Here is a 20,015-nt window from a genome sequence, read left to right on the forward strand (position 1 = left end):
CCGCCCAGCACGGGGGCCTGTCCTCAGGACGCCGTGCCGAGCCACTCCTCGAACGTCGGACCGGCGAGGACGGTGCCCGTTCCGGGCAATAGGGCACCGCCCTTGACCAGGTCACGGTCCGGGTCGGCCGGGTCCTCCACACCTTCGACACGCGCCGGGTCCCCGCGCCGGGCGGCGAGCCGCGCGGCCATGTCGTCGAGCCGCTCCTCCCGCGGCCCGGCGATCTCCGAGATCGGCGCGGCGCCGGCTCGGCTCGGCTCGGCGGCGAGATCGGCGAGGGCCAGGGCGACCGCCTCGGCCGCCACCGGCTGGACGCGCATCCGCGGGACGTAGCTCACCTCGCCCTGCCTGCCCCACTGGAGGGTCTGCGCGGCGAACTCGTGGAACTGCGCCGCCCGGAGCACATGCACCGGGAGCGGGCCCGCCAGCACGGCCCGCTCCTGGGCGGCCTTGGCCGCCATGTATCCGGCGGTGAACCGGTCGACGCCCAGGATGGACAGCACCACCAACCGCCCGACACCGGCCCGCTCGCCGGCCTCATGCAGGTTCCGTGCCACGGCGGTGAAGAACTCCGTGGCCTCGCTCTGTTCGATCGTCCCCGAGTTGGTCACGTCGACGACGCACTCCACACCCTTCAGGGCCGCGTCCAGGCCGTCCCCGGTGGCGACGTCCACTCCGCCGGAACGCGACAGCGCGACCACGTCATGTCCCCTGGCCCTGAGCACCTCGACGAGACGACGGCCGATCATCCCGGTTGCTCCTGCTACTGCGATCCTCATATCCGGTCTCCTTCCCTCATCAGGAGGACGACACAGGGTCGGGACGTGTGACGGGAAACCTTGACGGGCCCTGGAGCCGGCCTCGGCTGTCAGTAGAGGAAGGGCGGAGTCGGCAGGGGCCCGCCATTGTCGGCGGCGAGGTCGCCGCCGGCCGAGCGGCCCATGAGCCACGCGAGCAGTGATGCTTGACGACCCCGGATCATCGGGGCGTCGTCGTTTATGGATATGTCATACCGGGCGTTGGTGTCGGTGGCGTGCAACCGCATGGCGGGTGAGTCCACGCGCTTGTCCAAGGCCACCGTGACGACATCGAGTTCGTCAGCGACGAAGTCACCGGGCCAATCGTCCGGGGCTGGCCCGACCCGGAGATCGACGTGATGGACGAGTACCTCGCAGAGCCGTGCGTCCGCGATCCGGGCGGCGGGATGTTCTTGCCCGGCCGTCCATTGGACAATGTGCTGCCAGGCGTCGTCGGGCATGCGCGAGTATTCGGTCGCGAATCCGTCGGCGCTGTCGCGAACGTCGCCGACCAGTTCGGCGGCGGTTCGGCCGGCACCCGCTTCGATCTGCGCCGCCCGTGCCGCCAGGCTCGGATACTCCTGCGCGGGCTCGCCCGTCCAAGCCCAGGTCAGCAGCCGAGTGCCGCCGTCGGCGTTGCGGGCCAGATGGCTCAGCACATGTCCTCGCGTCCAGCCCGGCAACAGGGACGGCGCGCGCATGGCCTCGTCGTCGAGACCGCTGGTGGTGGTGATCAGGTACTCGGTCGCGGCGACGATCCGGCGGAGAAGCGCGGGAGGATCAAAGCCTGGTTGAAGCCCTGGGGTCATGCGGTGATTGTCGCGCCGCCCGAGGCGCAGAATCGCTGAGTTCGGTGTTTCGTGACCGCGTGCGTCCGGGCAGAGTGCGATGAGTCCCGCGTTCGTCGGCTGAATCCTCAGGCGTAGAAGTAGAACGCCCGCAAGTCGTCGTCGAAATCGACGTGCAGCCATTCGTATTGAGCGGCCCGGGCTCCGCTGGCAGCTGCGGCGACCAACTCGGGCCGATCCCGGAACGACGAAGTCCGGCACTGACCATGGTATCCAGAATGACTGCGTGGACACCGCCGTCCCACGCGACATTGACTCGACTTGCGATGAACTAGGGCCCGTCCGCCTCTTCAAGTCGTGTGCCGTGCTCAAGGTAGTGGCTGCCGCCGACGAGATGGGCGGTGTGGGCGTGGACGAGTCGGCGGGCCAATCGGGAGATGGTCAGATCGTGGATCTGGGCGATGTCGTGGAAGCGGTAGCCCAGCAGTTCATCCGGGGCGAGGTGGATGGCGTCGAGTTGGCCGTTCGTGAGCGTGCCGCCGTCGAAGAGAAAGAGCACCTTGTCGCCCTCGACGCTGTCGGGGGCCCAGTCGGTGACGAGGAGCCGTCCGATCACCGGGTGGTACCTCGCGCGGGCCGGGCCCGTCCTCATGTGCCAGGGCCGGTGTGCTGGGTCGGCTCGGGGTGGCCGGTCATCCAGCGCAGCAGGCGGAAGGCGCGTTCGCTGACGGTGCCCGGGGCGAAGACGGCGGTCAGCAGGACGGTGAGCAGGAGGGCGAGTTCGGCGCTGGCGAGGATGACGGCGAGGTCGGGGTTGATGAAGGCGACCCCTGAGGGGATGGCCAGGATGGTGGCGGCCAGGCCGAAGGGGGGACGTCGGCTGGGCGTGCCACCGGTGGGCTTGACTTCGGTGGGAGTGGTCATCGTTGCCGTCCCGGTGAGTCGCCGGCGCCGGGGACGCGGCGTTGGAGGGTGGCGATCCAGGCCCAGGTTGTGGCGGCCGGGGCATGGAGGAGGAAGTCGTGCAGCAGTTTCGGGTGCTGGTCGGGCTCGTAGTCGTACCGGGCCTCGGTGAAGTCGTCGCGCCACCGGCGTCCGGAGCCGGGTGGCATGAGCGTCGCGGCGGCCCGGATCGACCAGGGAACGTCCGCGCGGCGGGCGAGATCGTGCTGTTCCGGCCGTGACCTTCCGCGACTGAGGGACGAGCTGAAGAAGCCGGTCACGACATGGCCCAGGACACCGATGAGCAGGGCGAGCACGGCGAGCAGGCCGGTGATGACGCCCATCGCGACAGCCGCGTAGACACTCACGAGGACCAGGACGAGGATGTTGCCGAAGAGGGTCTCGCCGATCCCGTCCGCCACGTCCGTGACGATCAAGAAGGTGCCGAGGGCGATCCAGCCGCCGCTCTGGATCGCGAGGACGATCAGCGCGCCGCTGGCGCGTTCGAAGATCCTGGTCAACCTGCTGAGGAAGCGCGTGGAGAGGAGGGCGGAGGCGAACACGCCGAGGCAGACCGCGCCGCCCGTCATCAGGCCCACCAGGCCCCACTGGCCGACGATGTTGAACTGATCCGAGACCGAGCCGGTGTCGACGCCGTCGAGGTCGGCGGCGTCGATCGCGATGCCGGTGAGAGCGCCCAGCAGGGCGCTGACGTAGCTGACTAAGACGATGGCGCCGAGTCCGTGTCCCGAGTGTCTGAGGATCTTCCGAAGACCGATGTTGGAGAGCGTCATCAGAGGGCCGCACCGCCCTCGGTCAGGCCGCGCAGGGCCGCTCCGCGAGGGCGGCGGGCGCCGGCCAGGGCGGCACTGGCCTGCGCCGCGCCGTTGGCGGTGAGCCGGTAGTACCGGCGGGCGGGCCGCTTCTCCACGTGGGGGTCGATGTCCTCCTTGTGGGACGTGACCCACCCCTCGGTCTCCAGCCGCAGCAGGATCGGGTGGGTGGTGCCGGGCATCAGGCCGGTCAGTTGCGAGAGTTCGCGTCCGTAGAGTTCGCGGGCGGGATCGCGCAGCAGTGCTTGGAGCACCAGCTGAGTCTGCAATGTCATCCGAAGTGCCACGCTTTAACTCTAACTAGGGTCGGGCTCCTCGTCCATATCTGAACTCTAACTAGGTGTGGCGTGGCCGGGCCCGGACCGAGCCGTGACTTGTGGATCATGCTTGCGGAACCCGACGCGGGTCGATCGCCCAGGTCCTAGGCTCGCGGGATGGAGGCCTTCAGTGACGCTTTGCTCGATCTGTGCGGTCCGTCCCTGGGCTGGATCACCGAACAGTTCGAGGTCTTCTATTCCGTCCTGCCTGACGGCGCCATCCGGCACGACGCGGCCACCGGCCTCGCCTGGATCGGCGACATGGAGCTGCGCGCCGACCTGGTAGGGACCTATGCCGAGGACGCCACCTTCCAATGGGCCTGGGCCAAGCAGGGCCTCGCCGGAAGCCCGGCGATCGCCGGTTCGCTTCGGCTGAGGGAGATCGGCGAGCGGAACTCCGTTCCAGAGCTGACCCACGCGATAGTCGATCTCGGCCACTTCACGGACCCCCGGCTGGCCGCACAACACCTGGGCCTTGTCGCCGCGGCGCTGCTGGGCGCGCGGGGGGAGCTGCACTATTCACATGGCGGTAGAGCGCTGACCTTCCTGGCCACCGATGACCCTGGCCTTCCCATCGCCGGGCCCGATCCCGCCAGAGTCGCACGGGCGTTGCAGACCGGCGCTGAAATGCTGCCCGGAGCCCGCGCGGCGGAGATGGTGAATGAGTACGCCGCGCACCACAGGCTTGAGGCGCGCTCGGTCGCGGCCGGCCTGGAGCTGGATCTACCTGATGATCATCAGGTTCTCGCGCGGATCGACGGTGGCCGGTTGACCGCGGTGACCGTCACCGGCCCGGACGGGCCAGTCGCACCCGCGCCCGGGCACCGTCCGCCCATCGCCGACGACCCGGCCGCCCTGTTCCTGCCCGCCGGCCTGTTCGCCGCGCTCGCCCGCAGCGTCGCCTCGGCTCTGGACCGCGGCTCGGTGGCCCTCGGCGACCACCTGGCCGAACTGGGCTGGGAACCGGGCGTCCCGCCGGTCTGGGACGCCGGCGTCGCCCGCTACGGCGATCTCCTCGACGCCCAGGCGCGCGAGATCGGCGTCTACCTTCCCGGCCCCGGTACCTGGGAATGGAGCGACGACGACTGGGACGGGGTGACGCGCCTGCGCTCGGTGGTGCGCGAGCACGGCACGGAATACCTGGGCGCCGAGCGGGTCGTCCTGCCCGAGAGTGAGGTTCAGGCTCGGTGAACCACGCGACTCACGGCCTCTTGGGCGCCCTCGCCTGACTCTTCTTACCGTGCGGCTAGAACCGCTCGGTAAGGAAGGTCAGGACGACATCGGCCATGAAACGCGGCGAGAGTCAGGGCGGCGCTCACGTTCTCCTGGTCCATGGTGTCGCTTCCTTGCCACCTCATCTCGAACCTCCCACAGGCGTGGAAGGCGGGTTCTCAACATGCAGACGATCGGGCAAGGCGGAACTCATCGCTCGTGCGGGCGGAATCCGCAGCCCCTGCTGTTCGGTCAGCGGAGGCCGAGGGCGATGCTTGAGAAGCGTCTGCCGAGACTTCGCGAGCCCGTTCTTGCTGGTAGGAAGGGCATCGCACCCGTTGAAGGTGATCCACACGGCGGGGCCGGGGGACCGCCCGCCAGGGTGACCCGGTCGGGCCCCGGGCTCCGCTGACTGCGATCTTGAAGAGTGTGCCGGGGACTCAGTGGGTCGCGTTCTACTGCCAGGTCGCGGTGTCGGGGTCGATGTCGTGGGCACGCGCGCTGGCGTCGATGATTCGACGGACCCACGTGGCAAGGCCGGCGCGGATGCCGTCGTAGTGGGCAGCGAATTCCGGATCGGCTTCATACATGCGGCCGAGACAGACCTGCATCTGCCTGGTGAGGGGAAAATGCGAGGCAAGCACTTCACGATGCCGCTCGACGAGGTGATTCGCTTCTGCGCTACCGGGTGTGACGCCGGCGTCCATCGCCTTCCTGAGGGCGCGGTCAAGGTCGGCGATGGCGTCGGTGATGGCCCGCCATTCTTCTGGGCCGCGAAAGGCTGAGCGTTCGGCGTACCGCAGCCATCGCGTCGTGTCTCCGTAGCGCTGACGGGCTTGGACGGGCCAGTCCCGGTTCCATTGGGGGCCGAAGATCATGGCCTGCTGCTCACTGGTCAGCAGCAGGCCCTTCTCGTGGGCGTCGATCATCCGATCCAGTCCTGCGCTGAGCTGCTGGAGGCGGTCGATCCGTTCAGCGACCTGGGTGCGCTGCGCGCGCAACGCGCCGGGCACGTCTATGGTCGGGTCGTTCAAGATGGCGCGAATCCCGTCCAGGCCGAGACCGATCTCGCGGTAGATGACGATGCGGTGGAGGCGTTCCAGATCATCAGCGGTGTAGAACCGGTATCCGGCAGCCGTGCGCAGTGACGGCCGTGCCAATCCGATCTCGTCCCAGTGGTGGAGTGCGCGGACGGTCACGCCCAGTCGTGTCGAGACCTGACCGACGGTCAGGCCTGCGGCACCGGCCGTGTCAGGCGTGTTCCCTGTCGTCGCCGCGACCGGCGCCCGGTGGGGTGATCCCGCTGGCTCCAAGGTCCCGCGCCTCCTGACTGGCCGGCTCGATGGGCTTCCCCGCGGTGAAGACGATCCGTGCGTTCTCGGGGGTGATCACCGTGACATCGCGGGTGTTCCAAGGAGTATCCCGTGGGCCATCGACCGAGTTCGGGCGCAGCGCACGAGCGGCACCGGCGAGGGAATCGACCTGGCTGAGCACGCACGCGAAACTGAAGCTCATCGCTGGTGTCTGCTCCGGAACGCTGTCCGCCGGGACGAGAAGCACGTCCTGGAACGCCCATCGGCGCAGGTGCACGAGCCGGCCGGGGATGCTGAACAGCTCGAAGAACCCGAGTCCACGACTCCAGAAGTCCACCGACGCCGCCAGATCGTTCGTGGGGATCGTCACGAACGCGGGCATTCCATAGATGCCGCGGAACGGCTCCGGCGGAACCGCATCCGGGCCAGGAACGGGCACGGGACTCATCTCAGACGCGTTGTAGTAGTCATTCATGCACCCCACTCTCTGACCTCACGCAACGTGAGGGTCAAGCCGAATAAGCGAACGGGGAGCGCCCCGGGCTCGGCTCCAGCCGAAACGAGGTGCTGCGCCGGATTAAGTGCGACATTCCGCTACGCCGTCCGAGGAGCACCGGGTTCTCCTTCACCGTGATGGCCGGGGTCCAGCGGAGATGCATCCGCGGCGCGACAGTGCTCAGGCTCGATCTCCGCCAAGCGGTCACGGCCGGGTCGGCTATCTGGACTGATCCCGGTGGAGGGATAGTGAACGGGCCGGGCACTGGGATGCCCGGCCCGTTCACCTCGCCGCTCCGCGACCCGCGACCGCGGTACGGGTATCTGCGGGAGCGGTGGCGATCACTGGATAGTGCCGCCGAGGTTGAACCACTCGGACCAGCCGTCGTTCGACCGCCAGCGGAGCTGCTCCAGGTTGTTGTTCCGGCCGCGGACGAACACGTGCAACTCGTCCCCGGTGGAACGCCAGGCCGCGCCCGGGCTGGAAGTGAGGCCGCCGCCGAGGTTGACCCAGTCGGTCCAGCCTCCGTTGGCCATCCAGTACTTCTGGTAGAGGTTGGTGTTTCCGCCGCGGACGAGGATGTCGAGCCGGTCGGCGCCGTGCCAGGTGGCGCTCGGTGCAGACGTGAGGCCGCCGCCGAGGTTGAACCACTCGGACCAGCCGCCGCTCGATCGCCAGCGGAGCTGCTCCAGGTTGTTGGTCAGGCCCTGGCCGAACACGTGCAGTTCATTGACGTTGGGACGCCAGGCCGCGCCCGGCCCTGAGGAGAGTCCGCCGCCGAGGTTGACCCAGTCGGACCAGCCTCCGCCGGCGGTCCAGTACTTCTGGTGGAGGTTGTTGTTTCCCCCGCGGGCGAAGACGTCGAGCCGGTCGGCGCCGTGCCAGGTGGCGCTTGGACCGGACGTGAGGCCGCCGCCGAGGTTGAACCACTCGGACCAGCCGCCGCTCGATCGCCAGCGGAGCTGGTGGAGGTTGTTGTTCGCGCCGCGGACGAATACGTGCAGTTCGTTGTCGCCCGGTCGCCATACCGCCGTGACCTGGCCTGAGGTGAGGGCGCCGCCGAGGTTGACCCAGCCGGACCAGCCTCCGTTCGACGTCCAGTACTTCTGGTACAGGTTGTTGTTCGCGCCGCGGACGAACACGTCCAGCCGATTCCCGCCGTGTTGCCACGTGACGCCGGGAGCGATGTCCTCGTCGGCAAGCCGGTACGAGCCGGTCGGTGCGGCGCCGGCCGTCGGGAGCGTCCCCGCCTGGGCGGAGGTCACGAATTGTGTGGACAGGGCAAGGATTACGGTTGTGCAGAACGCGACCAGCTGACGAATCGGCATGGATTGTCGGATCCTCACACGTCCCCCTTGGGAGCGAATGGTGGTGAGTGAGATCCACATCAACGGGACTTGCGCAAGAAGCCGCACATTCTTGATGCGGGTCTTCCGGATGCCAGTGATTGGACCACCTCCCGGGGACGGAGGATAGAAAGATAGCGATACTGACCTAAAGCGGTCAGATCGATACTATGAGCCCCTTGTTGCTCTAGAAGGGGATCAATCGCCCACATGGATCTCGAACCAGGCCACCTGGAGAAACGGGAGCTGGAATGGAGGGTGGCTGCACCGCGTTGGTGGGCTTGCGCACGTCCTTACGGTGCGCGTTGTCCCGTGCGGGATCGTCAGTCGGTCCGGGGGCGCAGGCTCCGCGCCAGGGCGGGGATCATCACCGCCGCGGGGACGAGATGGAGCCCGAGGAGGGCGGTGATGGTGGTGGCGTTCGCACCGGAGAGAAGGGGCGGGATCAACGAGATCGCGGTCAGCGGCACTGCCGTCCACACGAATCGCGTGGCGGGGCGCGCGCTCCAGCGAAGAAGAGCGGCGGCGATCACGATGCCCGCGATAGAGAAGAAACCGGTCACCACGGCGAACCCGGATAGCGGGATCGACTCACCACCATCGGGGATCTCGAAGTCGACGCCGACGGCCTGGGCAAGCGTGGCGGCGAGGGTGGTGGCCGCCATCGCTGCGATCGTGGCGACGAACCCGGTGCCGGCGAGCCCGCGGAGTCGGTGGGTGTGGCCGGTCCGGCCCGATGCCGGGCCGGCGACGACCCCGGTGTCATTCATGCTGTTCATGTCGTCCTCCATCATGCGTTGACTGGCGTGGGGGTGTGTCGCCTGGCGTGTGACGGTCCTGGCCCTGGGGGTGACGATGCGCACCCTCGCCGTACGACGGTCGGGGTTGCGCAGGGCGCGGACGCCGGTGCCGCGGAGCCAGAACCCGGCGTCGCGTTCGAGAACCGGCCCGGGCTCGCCGTCGCGCAACTCCAGCTGCACCCGCCCGTGGGTGACGACGCCGAACGCGTCACACCACTCGGCAGCGACCACCGCGACACGCGCGCCACCGCGTAGCGCGAGCGTCCGCATCGGACTACTCCGTGCCGTCGGCCGGCAGGCTCTCCGGCAGCCCGAGCCGCGGGAACTGGTCGTCGTGGAAGGTGATGATCTCGGTGATCGCCCCGTCGGTGACGCGCAGGACGTCGATCGTCAGCGGCAGGTAGGCGCTCTCCTGCCAGAGGTAGAAGGCGACGGCGGGCTGCCGGTTCACGGCGGTGAGCACGGCGCGCATGTGCTTCATGTCCTCCATGCCGCTCTCGACCCAGCCGTTCACCACCGTGTCGCGGCCGACGTGCAGGCCCGGCGTGGGCGGCATCGAGAAGCGGACGTCGTCCCGCAGCAGTGCGGCGAGGCCGTCGATGTCCGTGGCCACGCTGGCTTCGGTGTAGCGGCGCACCAGCTCGCGCGTTCCGGCGTCCTCCTCGCCGCCGGTCCAGTCCTGCCGCTCGGCGGGCAGGTGTTCCCGCATTCCGGCGCGGGCCCGCTGTAGCGCGCTGTTCACGGAGTTGACCGAGTCCCCGAGAAGCTCCGCGACGTCCTTGGCCGGCCAGCCGAGCACATCCCGCAGGATCAGCACGGCCCGCGGGCGCGGCGCGAGGTGCTGGACCGCGACCAGGTACGCCAGCTCGATCGTCTCCCGCGCGACGGCGACCGTCTCCGGCTCGTCCGCGTCGCCCGCGGGCAGCTCGTCGAGCAGCCGGTCCGGGTAGGGCTGGAGCCACAGCACCTCGCCGCCGGTCGCGGGCTCGGGGCGGCGCTTGGCGAGCAGGTCCAGGCAGGCGTTGGTGGCGATCCGGTACAGCCAGGCCCGGAACGTCGATCGCCCCACGAAGGTCTCCCGGCGCCGCCAGGCACGCAGGAACGTCTCCTGCACGGTGTCCTCGGCGTCCTCGAACGATCCGAGCATCCGGTAGCAGTGCACGTGCAGCTCCCGCCGGTGCCGCTCCGCCAGCCCCGAGAACGCCGGCTCATCGACCTCGCTCAGACTGCTCACGCCCAGCTCCTCCAGCTGCGTGTCCGCACCCATCACGTCGTCCTTCCGTCTCTGGTGTCCGTCGTAGTTATGACGGGTGCGGGCGGGATAACTCATCACTCGGGCCGGTCGGCGTGGCTGAGTTCCGGGCGTGGGCCTCGACGCCATGGGAGGTGGTGCTGTCCCCGCCACCCTGCGAGACCGCCACCCCCCTGCGTCACGGCCCTTGTTTTGATCTATCGAAGCTCGATAGATTGATATCGTAAGTCGATAGAGGGGTGAGTCATGGGAAAGCTGGCGGTGCGCGCGCTGCGCGCCGTGCTCGCGATGGTGCTCACCGGCACCGTGTTCGTCCAGGCATTGATGGTGTGGGCGCTGGCCACCGACCCCGAGGACGGGTCGCTCCCGCTGACCCCGCTGCGCGTGGTCACGATCCTGGGCATCGGGACCGTCCAGGTCGCCCTGGTCTGCATATGGCGGCTGGTGACGATGGTGCAAGCCGGAACCGTGTTCTCCCACGCCGCCTTCCGGTACGTGGACGTCATCATCGGCGCGATCGTGGCGGCCGCCCTCGTGTGGTTCACGGTCACCGCCATCAATGCGCCGGACCAGCGCGACGACCCGGGCGTCACCGTCATCATGGCCGGGATCGGCGTGGCCATCCTGGGAGGCGCGCTCCTGGTGTTCGTGCTGCGGATGCTGCTCGCCCAGGCCGTCGCGCGCGACGTCGAAGCGGCGCGGATGCAGGCCGAGCTGGACGAGGTGATCTGATGCCGATCGCCGTCGATATCGACGTGATGCTGGCCAAACGGAAAATGTCGGTGGGCGAACTCGCCGACCGTGTGGGGATCACGCCCGCCAACCTGGCGGTACTCAAGAACGGCCGCGCCAAGGCCGTGCGCTTCACGACCCTCGCCGCGCTCTGCGAGGTGCTCAAGTGCCAGCCGGGCGACCTGCTGCGCTGGGAGACCGAGGACATCGCGGACGGATGACCCACCCCGAGGCGGGCGTGACAACGCCCGGCGCCACCGGCCCGTGACACGGTACGAGGGCCGCCATCGCGGGTGGTTTCGGCCGGTCATGATCCGCCCAGGATGGTACGTAGCGTGCTGATCGACGGCGTGAAGAAGTAGCCGCCGCCTGTTGGGATGACCCAGTCGACAACGGTCGACAGGGTGGCGGTTTTCGCGGCCGTTCCGAAAAGGACACTGGTTCTGCGGCGGTTCTGCCCCGGTTCCCCGTTCTGGCCGATGAACATGTCGTGTCCGCTCGGGCTGCGGGGTGCGGTGGGGCTGCCCATCCATCTGGCGTTCAGGAACTCGAACTGGTCGCTGATCGACGACTGGTAGGACATGAAGAGAAGCCCGCGGTCCATGTCGTGGGTGCCGGGATCATGCTCGACGTACGGTGGCCCGTACGGCAGGCCCCTGCGGAGGATGCGGCGGGAGAACGACGCCCGGCGTCCGCCGAGGTCGTTCGGGGTCGCGCGCGTGTTGACCTTGCGGATGTGGGCGGCCATGGGGCAGATCAGCCCCACCGGGTCGGCCTCGGCCACCGGCCAGCCGTCGTCGCCGTCGCGCGGCGGTGGGCCGCCCTTGCCGGCGAAGCCGAAGTTGTTGTTGGCGAGCCGGTCGACGCCGAGCGCGACGTCGTCCTTGTCCGGCAGCCGGGACACCGGGGCGCCGCTGGTCCAGCGACCCACGATGCGCGCACCCAGCCATTCCGGGGTCACATGCTCGAATCCCTGTTCCTTCGACAGCCTTTCGGCCTGCTCCTGGACGAACGCGCGGAACGCCGGGACGTCCTGCCGCAGCCGCCGGAAGACCAGGTAAGAGCCGTTCCGGCACCATTTCGGGCCAGGCATGTTGATCTGTCCCGGCATCAGCGGGTCGGCGGCCGACCTGGGGTAGCCGAAGACGAATTCGCCCGGCCACACCAGGTACTGGCCGGGCAATCCGAACAGCCACGCGTCGGGAATCGCGTTCGGGTCCACCTGCCGTGGTGTGATGACGGCGTCCGGATCGTCGGCGTAGCGGCCCCGCACGCCCGGCTGCGACACGCCGTCCTGGTAGCCGAAATGCTCGGCGCCGATGTCGTCGAACTTGGCGCCCTCCTCGTCGTAGCAGCAGCGCAGGCCGCTCGCCTCGGCGCTCCGGCGCAGTTCGTCCCGCAGCGCCAGGCACGCCTCGCGCCGGTCGGCGTTGAACACCAGCAGCACGTCGGCCTCGTTGCGCGGCCCGCCGAGCCGCCAGTTCGCCGGGTTGCCCTCGCTGGACGGGTCGGTGGGGTCGCCCAGCAGCGACGACCGGGCCGCCAGGCCGTGTACGAAGCCCTCGTCTTCGAACGCCTCCATGTCCTTCGCGTACGGACCGTCCGCCAGGAGTCTCGTCATCGCCTGGCGGCCGACCGCGATGTTGAACCAGGCGTCGTCGACGTCGTCGGGGATCGCGCCGAGCGTTTCCAGCCTTCTGGCCGCGGTGAATCCGCGGAGGCGCCTGACCTTCACCCGGGTCTCCATCACCTCGCCCAGCGTCGTCACGCGCGGGGCGATCTCCGCGAACCAGCGCCGCGCCGCCGCGGCATCGGTGATGGTGAAGGCCGTGACCGCCATATGGGGCTTGAGGAACCCCGGGACGACGTTGCCCTGGATCTCGTCCGCGTCCAGCACCGGCTCCTGCGGTGGGCCGCCGTGCACCTGAGCCATCAGCGGCTCCTTCCAGTCGTGGGGCCCGCCGGGGCCGTGGCGGCGCCAGCGTGCAGGGACGCCTGCGGGTAGTCGAAAGCGGGCAGCGTGCCGGACGGGCAGGACTTCTGGCCGCGGTAGTACAGGAACGCGGGGTTGGCGGCGACGGCGCACGCGCCGGAGCGGTCGCTGGTGCGCTCGCAGCCGACCGGGTGGTTCGTGAACCGGCCGGGCGCCGACACCTGACCGGTGAGCTTCATGGTGATGCACTCGGCGACCTGGCCGCCGTAGCTGATCGGTACCCCGCCGATCGTGATGTCGCCGACCGTGTACCCCTCCTCCGGGGGCACTTCCAGGATGGCCCGCTCCACCATTCCGGGGACGCCGCGGACGATCCTGAAGAAGTCCGGGTCGACCGGCCCGCCGTCCGGCCCGGCCCATCCGGTCATCTCGATGTGGTCCATGTAGACGCCGACGGGGTTGGCGAGCGTGATCTCGAAACCGAGCGCCGCCAGCTCGTGCACGCTCGCGCCGATCGTCGGATCGCTGGCGCGGTTGAGCCCGCCATAGCCCGCGCACGCGATCAGTGCGTCGGGGTCGACCATCGGTGTGGCGCGGGGGCCCGGGTCGGTCGTGGTCCGCAGCACGGTGGCGTCGGCGCCCAGCACGATCTCCGCGGTCAGCCTGGCGTCCGGCTGGCAGAGATGCATGATCCCGTCGACGGTGTTCCACCGGTTGTAGGGGTTGTAGGTGCCCTTCGCGTAGATCACGCTGCCGTTTCCGCGTTCGTCGACGAGATCCTCGGGGCACAGCAGATCCGCGAGTTCGACCTCCGGGCTGACATGTTCACGGTAAAGCTCGACCAGGAGATCGGGGTCGCCGGGAATGTCGTACTTGGGTTCGCCGAAGATGCTGGGAAGCCGGCCGCCGTGGAGCGCCTGCCAGTATTCCGGCGGCTCGGCCGTGAATGTCACCCGAATGACGCGGCCATCGGCGTCACGTGTCGTCCGCCATTCACAGTACTCGTCCTGGGGGCGATAGTAGAGATGCTTCCATTGCTCGCCGCCGTAGTACGGGCCCTCAGCGTCCACGCGTTCGGAGAGAGGAAGCAGATTCTCGGCGCGTCGGAGCGCCTCGGCCCGTCCCCAGCGGTTCCTCAGTGTTTGTGAAAAGCCCGTCCAGACGATTTCCTGTGAGAGCGGGGGTGCTTGGGGCGGCGTGCTGAGCTGGTTGATGTACTGGCAGGGCTGGCCCGCGAGCCTGGACAGCTCCAGCGCGATGGCCTCGTCGAACCATCCGGAGACCGCGTCACTCCACTTCGTCCGCTGGTTCGGAATCCGATCGAAGTCCGTCATGTAGCCGGGCGGATCGTACATCGTCGATCTCGACGATCCGGGCGCGGTCCTGTGCTGATCCATGCCGGTTGCATCTCCATGCTCCTGGGCGACGTCCCATGCCGTCCGGCGTTGGGATCTCAGCGGGATGCGTCCCCCAGAAACGGCCCGTGAGGCAACGGGCGGGCATGATTTTGCCTCTTGATGGATATGGCCGGGAATTCGCCTGCACCGCGTGGTGAGGACCTATTGCTCGGTGAGGTCGCTGATGGGGTCCGGCTGGCGGCCGCGCGGGCCGTGCGCCACGGCAGGAGCGTGTCGTGCGCCTGGGAGGTCGCCGTACCGGAGGACCTGGAGCGGTCGACGACGGCACGGCACCTTGCTGTCCCGCAGGCCGACGCCTTCTGCGGAGATGCGCCGGAACGCCGGCCGGTCCGCACCCACGACCAATCCGCATCACCGGGAATGGTTGCCGGCACATCCTGGGCCTGTATTCCTCGATGCTCTTCTGTAGTCGGCCCTCATCGGTGGCTGAGCCTTTTCGGAGAACTCTGGAGTGACCTAGAGTGATCGTGACGATTCATTCTGCGCACCGGCTTCCGGATGATTGAGTTCTTCAATCGGGTGAGTGGCGGATAGGATAAGTTGCGGGTTCCATGGATGCGTTTTTGAAGGATGGGCACCCGATCCTCGGCAGCGTGCCGGGGCCCCTCGTCCTCGCGAGTCACGACGGGACGATCTGGGCAGCCGGCGGCGGTTACGGCGAGAGCTCGGTGTTGCGGTTCGAAGCCGAGGGCTGGCGCGCCTGGCCGATCGGCGCCCACGGTCTGCGCCAGGTGCTGCCGCTCGACGGCCAGACCGCCGTCGTCGCGGGTGAATACGGTTTCCTCGCGATCGTCGACCTTTCGATCGTCGACTCTGCGATCGACGATGAGGGTGACGACGACGAGAGCGACGAGGGCGTCAGTGAAATCGAGACGCGGCACAAGGGCTGCTTGTTCGGTCTGACCCGGATCGGCGACCTGATCTGGGTCACTGGAGACGCAGGCTTTGTCGCCACGCTCGATCCGCAGACCCGCGAACTGCGAGCGCAGCCGAAATTCACCCACGAGCGTGTTGCCCGCGCGGTGGCCGCCCCCGGCGGCGAACCGGTGTTTGTCGCCGGCCGCCAGATACTGCGACGCCTGCCTGACGGCACCACGGACCCGATACTCTCCGGACGCGCGCCGCTGACCGACGTCGCCTATTCACCCGAGGGCGGCTTTGCGGTGGCCGGTGACGCGGGCCAGCTCTTCCTGGCCGTCCCTGGCCGGCCGCCTGCTCCTTGCAGCGGCGTTCCCGCGCTCGATCTGGAGTGCCTGAGTTACGATCCGCGGCGCGATGGCTTTCTGGTCGCCGGTGAGGACGGCTACGTCGGAGTGCTCGGCCGCGATGGCGTGTTGCAGCCGTTGTCCGCCGCAGAGCCGCCGTATCGGCTCACCAGCATCCTGCCCTGGGGTGATGGCCACTTGTATGCAGGCTGGATCCAGCAGGGTCCGCCCTACCAGTTCCGTGGCGCGCTGTACTTCGACGGCGACGGTGCCCCGGGCAAGGTATACGAGGCGCCGCGTCAGAACTTCGGCCCGCCGAGGGCACGCACCGTCGGTCGCTCCGGCCGCCCATCGCTCGCGGTCGACGCCTGCGAGGTGATCCCGCTCGACGAGGCCGAACGGCGGATGCCTGAGGTCATCTGGCCGGACCACACGTTCTCGTTCGACGAGGTCCGGTTCTACGATGGCGATGTCCACGTCGCCGACACCGGCGTGCTGTTCGACGATCACAACGACGACTATGGGGTCGCGATCCGCGGTGACCTGATCGTCGACGGGACGCTCGACGCCACCGCGGGCGGTGACGCCTACGGCAGCCTGCTGGCCGTCCAGGGCGACGTGTGGGCTCACGCGGCGATATTCCGCTATGGCATCAACGCTGCGATCAGCGGCACACTCGAGGTCGCGACCGTCGTGATGTGCGACCACGGCGACGACGGAGGCACTCTCGTGGCCGATGTGATCCGCGCCCAAGTGCTTCACTATTCGCTCTATTTCGCCAAGCCCGAGGCCAAGATCGACGCGTTCTGCATCGGCGAGGTCTACGGCGATGTCAGCTTCCCGCCGGAACGCGCTAAGGAGGTATTCGTCGCCGGCGTGCTCGAGGACGGCTACCTTGAGGAGGATGCGGCGGCGAACTGGCTGCGTGAGGGCAAGTCGATCCTGCGCGACGCAAGGTGAGATCGCGCCGATCTCGGGGTTGCGGGTTGATGGTGAGTCGTGGTGCGACGACATGAGTTGACCGATGCGGCGCGGCGGCGGTCGAGCGCCGCATCGACCGTCTAGAGCGATGGCGGGGCATCGCCACCCGGTTCGCCAACTCGCCCGCAGCTACCGGGCGGCGATCGCCCTGGTCGCGGCCATACTCTGGATCAACACATGATCCACCGGACAGGTCCCGACTCGACGCAGTCGCCGCGACCTTCCGATCTTGTGGCTCTGCGCCATGCGGGTGGAGTCGTGGTCACTCCTCAGGGAACCGTCTCCTCCTGCTCACGCGGACGAGGAGGGTCGCGAAGGTGCCCTGCGTACTCCGGCTTGATTTCCGCCATGTGGTCATGGCAGCCGCTTCAGTGTTGTGAGGAGGGTGGCGAAGGTGTGGGGGGTTAGTCTGAGGTGGCCGATGTCCGGTGCTCTGCTGTCTCTGATGGCGATTGAGTGGGGGAGGGCGGCTAGCTCGACGCAGTTGCCGTGACCTTCCGATTTTGTGGACTTGCGCCAATGCCGACGTGGTCATGGTCGCTCCTCAGGGAACCGTCTCGTCCTGCTTCACGCGGGTGAGAAGGGTCGCGAAGGCTTGGGGCGTGAGAGTGAGGAGGCTGTCGTCCGGTGCCTTGCTGTCCCTGAGGCCGACTGCGCCGGGGAGTTGCGCAACCTCCACGCACTGGCCTCCGGTTTCATCGCTGTAGGTGGACTTCCGCCAAGCGATCATTTCATCAGTCCTAGCATGTGCTCGATCAACGTTCGTGACTGGTCTTCCGGGAGGGCGAGCGCCCCAATCCGGTCGTAGTTTACGTTGAAGTCTCGTATTTCAGGAGGTCGTTCGACCAACCTCCCCATGCGTCCGGACTCCAGATATGCGACCTCTGTATCGCGCGTCGTCATGATGCTGAGCGATCCGCTCACTCCCGGCCAACCAGCGGAGACGGGTAGCACTCGCAGGCTCACATGGTCGAGCTCCGCAACCCGGAGCAGGTGGTCGAGTTGCCCATGCATGATGCTTCGGCTGCCGACCTGCCACCAGAGCACCGGCTGCGCCAGCACGACCCAGAGCTTCGTGGAGCTGGGATCGTAGAGACGGTCCTGTCGACTCAGACGATTCCTGACAGCACTCTCCACATCATCTACGACACCACCTCTTCTGAAGAGAGCACGAGCGTAGTCCTCAGACTGGAGCAGGCCGAACACGACATCGGAGCTGTAGTTCTTGATGGACGTGGCGGTGCGCTCGTATTCCAGGAAGGAACCGACACTTGGGCGGTCGTGGCCGTCCCTGGCGTGCTCGGCTAGGCACGACAGCAGCTCCGCCGTGTCCCATGCATCGTCCAGCGGTGCAAGGTTCGCCTGGGACGGACGTCGGCGGCCGGCTTCCCAATTTGAAACATGTGATCGGGAAGCCTTGGCCACGTCGCCTACCTGCTGACACGTCCAGCCGTGGTTCAGGCGAAGATTCCGCAGTTGAACTGCTACGAGGTCCCACAGAGACGAGCGGGGATCTAGCGAGTCGTGGCTTTCCACTGCCGTCCTCCGAGAGATCTCTTGTTTTCGATGCCTCTGAAAGCGTGGCCAAAGTAACCCGCCGAGCGCACTCTTGTCCTCGGAATGAAAGACGTGAGGAGGTGGGACTAAATGGTGGCTAAAGCCGTTTCGGTGAGTGATTTGGACATTTCTTTGCTGGCGGCGGGAACTACTCCGGGGCTGGTGCGGAGTTTGGTGCAGTTTCGGCTGACGGAGTGGGGTCTGCTCGGGATTGCTGGGGACGTCCAGCTGGTCGCGGGGGAACTCGTCGCGAATGCGGTGCAGAGTACGCCGGATCAGGCGATACGGGTCAGGTTCACCCGGGAGGCCGCGGGGGTGCTGCTGGCCGTGTGGGATTCCTCGCCGGAAATGCCGGTGGCGCGGCCTGTGGTCGAGATGACACTCGATGACATTGCGCCCGATCTGCGGGCGTTGGACCCCGGACATCTGGACGGGGGACGGGGGTTGCAGATCGTCCAGGCGCTCTCGTCCCGGTGCGGGGTCGCCGCGGGGCAGCCGTCCGGGAAATGGGTGTGGGCGAGGCTGCCTTGCTGATACGTGTGCGGGCTCGGCGGCGGCATCGGGGCGCGGTGCGGTTGCTTGAGCCGCTGGCCTGCGCGGTCGTGGCGCGGGGGTGGGGCTGCGTCAAGCTGTACGAGGTGTCGGGGCTCCCGATGCTGTGGGTGCATGCCGAGGAGCGTGTCGGGATCGTGGTGGGTGTTCGGGCCGCCCCCGGCGGGTCAGTCTTCTGCGAAGTCCATCGGGGGCGGGCCGGTTACCTGGGGCCGTGCTCGGACGTGGCGGGGGCGGCCGTGATCGTGGACGGGGTGCTCCGGCGGCGTCTCGCGCGGTGAGTCAGGCGCCCTTGGTGGTGGTGACCGGCTTGCCGATCGCGCTGCCCTTGGCCCACTTGGCGAAGGACATCTGCCAGTAGCCCCAGCCGTTCGTCCACTGGAGGCTGCGCTTGGTGCCGGTGATCGTCACGAGGTCGCCACGGTAGGCCCAGTTGAAGAACCACTGGGCGTCGCCCGCCGGGGAGCGGACGCAGCCGTGGCTACAGTTGCGGTTCCCGAGGCAGGACGGGTCGTCCATGTTCTGGTGGATGTACTCGCCACTGTTGGAGATGCGGGTCGCCCACGGGACCTGCTCGTCGTACCAGCCGGGGTCGCCCTTCTTCTTGCCGGGCGGGCGCATGCGCTCCAGGCGGCTGCGGTCCATCGTGAGGTGGACGCCGCTGGTGGTGAGCAGGTGGTCGACACCGTCGGACTGGACGTCGCCGCCCGCGCCGAGGCTGACGCCCCACTTACGGACGATACGGCCGTTCTTGCGGATGACGAGCCGGTGGGTCTTGGCGCTGACGCTGATGGTGTGGGAGTCGCCGATGCGGAACCTGCGGGTGACGTCCTTGTCACCGAACACGTTGTCGCCGATCTTCAGTCCGGCGTAGTGGACGGTGACCGTCACGCGCTGGTGCGGGGCCCACGGGCGGCTCGGGCGGAAGACGACCGAGGGCAGGCCGTTGAACGACTCGCCCGCGCTGAGCCAGCGCCAGGCGCCTTCGGTGGGGGTCGTCGAGGAGATCTCGATGGCCTTCTCCACGGCGGGACGGGCCTTCACCGGCACTTCCTTGTTGAACTGCACGAAGACGGGCATTCCGGTGCCGACCGTCTCGTTCGGGCTCGGGATGACGTTGTTGACGGTCGTCGCGGCGGTGGTCCTGGCGGTGCGGAAGGCGCTGGTCGCGGTGGTCGCCTTGCCCTTGCGGGACGTGGCGGTGGCGGACACCTGGTAGCGGCCGCCGGGGGCGAGGGTCCAGGACGAGCGCCAGCTCGTCTTGTCCGGGGAGAGCACTCCGGGAATCTCGGCGCCCTTGAGCTTCACCGAGACCTGCCCGAGCGTGCCGCCCGAGGCCGTGATGGTCACGCCCTCGTCGGGACGGGCCCGCCCGTCGCCGTTCGCGGGGGTGATCGAGACCTTGGGCGTGCCGTCCTCGCCGCCCTTGGCGGTCGTGCCGCCCGTCCCCCCGCTACCGCCGCACGCCGTCGCCAGCCCGAGGACCAGCGCCATCACCAAGGTCTTACCTCGCACCGTTCTCCCTCATCAGCTGCGCGGGC

General features: G+C 68.2%; 22 protein-coding genes and 1 pseudogene. 6 read left to right on the forward strand and 17 right to left on the reverse strand.

Annotated features, from left to right (window positions below; translation table 11 throughout):
• Nucleotides 1–23: 23 nt before the first annotated feature.
• The 6 genes from AMA02S_RS04190 to AMA02S_RS04215 form a co-directional block, all read right to left on the reverse strand.
• Nucleotides 24–779, reverse strand: coding sequence for an SDR family oxidoreductase (locus AMA02S_RS04190; protein ID WP_067451813.1), 756 nt, complete (start codon nt 777–779; stop codon nt 24–26).
• 89 nt (nt 780–868) lie between these two features.
• The gene (locus tag AMA02S_RS04195) at nt 869–1,606 is read right to left on the reverse strand and encodes a maleylpyruvate isomerase family mycothiol-dependent enzyme (RefSeq protein ID WP_067451816.1); all 738 of its coding nucleotides are present in this window, start codon (nt 1,604–1,606) and stop codon (nt 869–871) included.
• A gap of 310 nt (nt 1,607–1,916) precedes the next feature.
• Nucleotides 1,917–2,201, reverse strand: coding sequence for an NUDIX hydrolase (locus AMA02S_RS04200; RefSeq protein WP_067451819.1), 285 nt, complete (start codon nt 2,199–2,201; stop codon nt 1,917–1,919).
• Between the two features lie 32 nt (nt 2,202–2,233).
• Nucleotides 2,234–2,509: a hypothetical protein gene (locus AMA02S_RS04205; protein WP_067451822.1), complete on the reverse strand. Its 276-nt coding sequence runs from the start codon at nt 2,507–2,509 to the stop codon at nt 2,234–2,236.
• A complete protein-coding gene (locus AMA02S_RS04210; RefSeq protein WP_067451825.1) occupies nt 2,506–3,321 on the reverse strand; it encodes a hypothetical protein in 816 nt (271 codons plus the stop codon). The genes AMA02S_RS04205 and AMA02S_RS04210 overlap by 4 nt, the downstream gene beginning before the upstream one ends.
• Nucleotides 3,321–3,647, reverse strand: coding sequence for a PadR family transcriptional regulator (locus AMA02S_RS04215; protein ID WP_245667350.1), 327 nt, complete (start codon nt 3,645–3,647; stop codon nt 3,321–3,323). The genes AMA02S_RS04210 and AMA02S_RS04215 overlap by 1 nt, the downstream gene beginning before the upstream one ends.
• 147 nt (nt 3,648–3,794) lie before the next feature.
• Between AMA02S_RS04215 and AMA02S_RS04220 the strand changes: the two genes are divergently transcribed.
• A complete protein-coding gene (locus tag AMA02S_RS04220) occupies nt 3,795–4,868 on the forward strand; it encodes a DUF6882 domain-containing protein (protein ID WP_067451828.1) in 1,074 nt (357 codons plus the stop codon).
• A gap of 476 nt (nt 4,869–5,344) precedes the next feature.
• Here AMA02S_RS04220 and AMA02S_RS04225 read toward each other — a convergent pair whose 3' ends face one another.
• The 5 genes from AMA02S_RS04225 to AMA02S_RS04245 all read right to left on the reverse strand — a co-directional run bounded on the left by AMA02S_RS04225 (nt 5,345) and on the right by AMA02S_RS04245 (nt 10,078).
• The gene (locus tag AMA02S_RS04225) at nt 5,345–6,121 is read right to left on the reverse strand and encodes a MerR family transcriptional regulator (RefSeq protein WP_281181841.1); all 777 of its coding nucleotides are present in this window, start codon (nt 6,119–6,121) and stop codon (nt 5,345–5,347) included.
• Between the two features lie 19 nt (nt 6,122–6,140).
• Nucleotides 6,141–6,677 carry a VOC family protein gene (locus AMA02S_RS04230; protein ID WP_067451834.1) on the reverse strand — a complete coding sequence of 179 codons (537 nt, stop codon included), beginning with the start codon at nt 6,675–6,677 and terminating at the stop codon, nt 6,141–6,143.
• 362 nt (nt 6,678–7,039) lie between these two features.
• Nucleotides 7,040–7,963, reverse strand: a complete 924-nt coding sequence (locus tag AMA02S_RS04235) for a PLL family lectin (protein WP_157430369.1) — start codon at nt 7,961–7,963, stop codon at nt 7,040–7,042.
• 404 nt (nt 7,964–8,367) lie between these two features.
• A complete protein-coding gene (locus AMA02S_RS43380) occupies nt 8,368–9,114 on the reverse strand; it encodes a DUF6069 family protein (RefSeq protein ID WP_067451840.1) in 747 nt (248 codons plus the stop codon).
• Nucleotides 9,115–9,118: 4 nt separating this feature from the next.
• Nucleotides 9,119–10,078 carry an RNA polymerase subunit sigma-70 gene (locus AMA02S_RS04245; protein WP_245667352.1) on the reverse strand — a complete coding sequence of 320 codons (960 nt, stop codon included), beginning with the start codon at nt 10,076–10,078 and terminating at the stop codon, nt 9,119–9,121.
• A 264-nt stretch (nt 10,079–10,342) separates the two neighbouring features.
• Between AMA02S_RS04245 and AMA02S_RS04250 the strand changes: the two genes are divergently transcribed.
• Complete coding sequence (locus AMA02S_RS04250; RefSeq protein WP_067451846.1) at nt 10,343–10,828, forward strand: DUF2975 domain-containing protein; 486 nt, start codon at nt 10,343–10,345, stop codon at nt 10,826–10,828.
• Nucleotides 10,828–11,049, forward strand: a complete 222-nt coding sequence (locus tag AMA02S_RS04255; protein WP_067451849.1) for a helix-turn-helix domain-containing protein — start codon at nt 10,828–10,830, stop codon at nt 11,047–11,049. The genes AMA02S_RS04250 and AMA02S_RS04255 overlap by 1 nt, the downstream gene beginning before the upstream one ends.
• 86 nt (nt 11,050–11,135) lie before the next feature.
• Here AMA02S_RS04255 and AMA02S_RS04260 read toward each other — a convergent pair whose 3' ends face one another.
• Nucleotides 11,136–12,761 (reverse strand): Dyp-type peroxidase, encoded by a 1,626-nt coding sequence (locus tag AMA02S_RS04260; RefSeq protein ID WP_067451852.1) that lies wholly within the window; start codon nt 12,759–12,761, stop codon nt 11,136–11,138.
• On the reverse strand, nt 12,761–14,158 hold the full coding sequence (locus AMA02S_RS41320) for a DUF8225 domain-containing protein (protein WP_157430370.1): 1,398 nt from the start codon (nt 14,156–14,158) through the stop codon (nt 12,761–12,763). Before AMA02S_RS41320 ends, AMA02S_RS04260 begins: the two co-directional genes overlap by 1 nt.
• Nucleotides 14,159–14,730: 572 nt before the next feature.
• Between AMA02S_RS41320 and AMA02S_RS04270 the strand changes: the two genes are divergently transcribed.
• Complete coding sequence (locus AMA02S_RS04270) at nt 14,731–16,344, forward strand: hypothetical protein (RefSeq protein ID WP_157430371.1); 1,614 nt, start codon at nt 14,731–14,733, stop codon at nt 16,342–16,344.
• A gap of 375 nt (nt 16,345–16,719) precedes the next feature.
• Here the strand turns inward: AMA02S_RS04270 and AMA02S_RS39905 are convergent.
• From AMA02S_RS39905 to AMA02S_RS39910, 3 genes and pseudogenes are all read right to left on the reverse strand, one after another.
• Nucleotides 16,720–16,875: pseudogene (locus tag AMA02S_RS39905) on the reverse strand (DUF397 domain-containing protein); the annotation flags it as partial.
• A gap of 34 nt (nt 16,876–16,909) precedes the next feature.
• Complete coding sequence (locus AMA02S_RS04275) at nt 16,910–17,095, reverse strand: DUF397 domain-containing protein (RefSeq protein ID WP_067451861.1); 186 nt, start codon at nt 17,093–17,095, stop codon at nt 16,910–16,912.
• Complete coding sequence (locus AMA02S_RS39910; RefSeq protein ID WP_169806772.1) at nt 17,092–17,901, reverse strand: helix-turn-helix domain-containing protein; 810 nt, start codon at nt 17,899–17,901, stop codon at nt 17,092–17,094. Before AMA02S_RS39910 ends, AMA02S_RS04275 begins: the two co-directional genes overlap by 4 nt.
• A 132-nt stretch (nt 17,902–18,033) precedes the next feature.
• Here AMA02S_RS39910 and AMA02S_RS41330 point away from each other — a divergent pair, with 132 nt between their 5' ends.
• Together AMA02S_RS41330 and AMA02S_RS04290 are read left to right on the forward strand one after the other, a co-directional pair.
• Nucleotides 18,034–18,456, forward strand: coding sequence for an ATP-binding protein (locus AMA02S_RS41330; RefSeq protein WP_169806773.1), 423 nt, complete (start codon nt 18,034–18,036; stop codon nt 18,454–18,456).
• On the forward strand, nt 18,450–18,755 hold the full coding sequence (locus AMA02S_RS04290; protein WP_157430372.1) for a hypothetical protein: 306 nt from the start codon (nt 18,450–18,452) through the stop codon (nt 18,753–18,755). Before AMA02S_RS41330 ends, AMA02S_RS04290 begins: the two co-directional genes overlap by 7 nt.
• A 1-nt stretch (nt 18,756) precedes the next feature.
• Here the strand turns inward: AMA02S_RS04290 and AMA02S_RS04295 are convergent, their stop codons facing one another.
• Nucleotides 18,757–19,989: a L,D-transpeptidase gene (locus AMA02S_RS04295; protein WP_245667354.1), complete on the reverse strand. Its 1,233-nt coding sequence runs from the start codon at nt 19,987–19,989 to the stop codon at nt 18,757–18,759.
• Nucleotides 19,990–20,015 lie beyond the last annotated feature (26 nt).

The sequence above is a fragment of the Actinomadura macra NBRC 14102 genome (assembly GCF_001552215.1).
Taxonomy (GTDB): Bacteria; Actinomycetota; Actinomycetes; order Streptosporangiales; family Streptosporangiaceae; genus Spirillospora; species Spirillospora macra.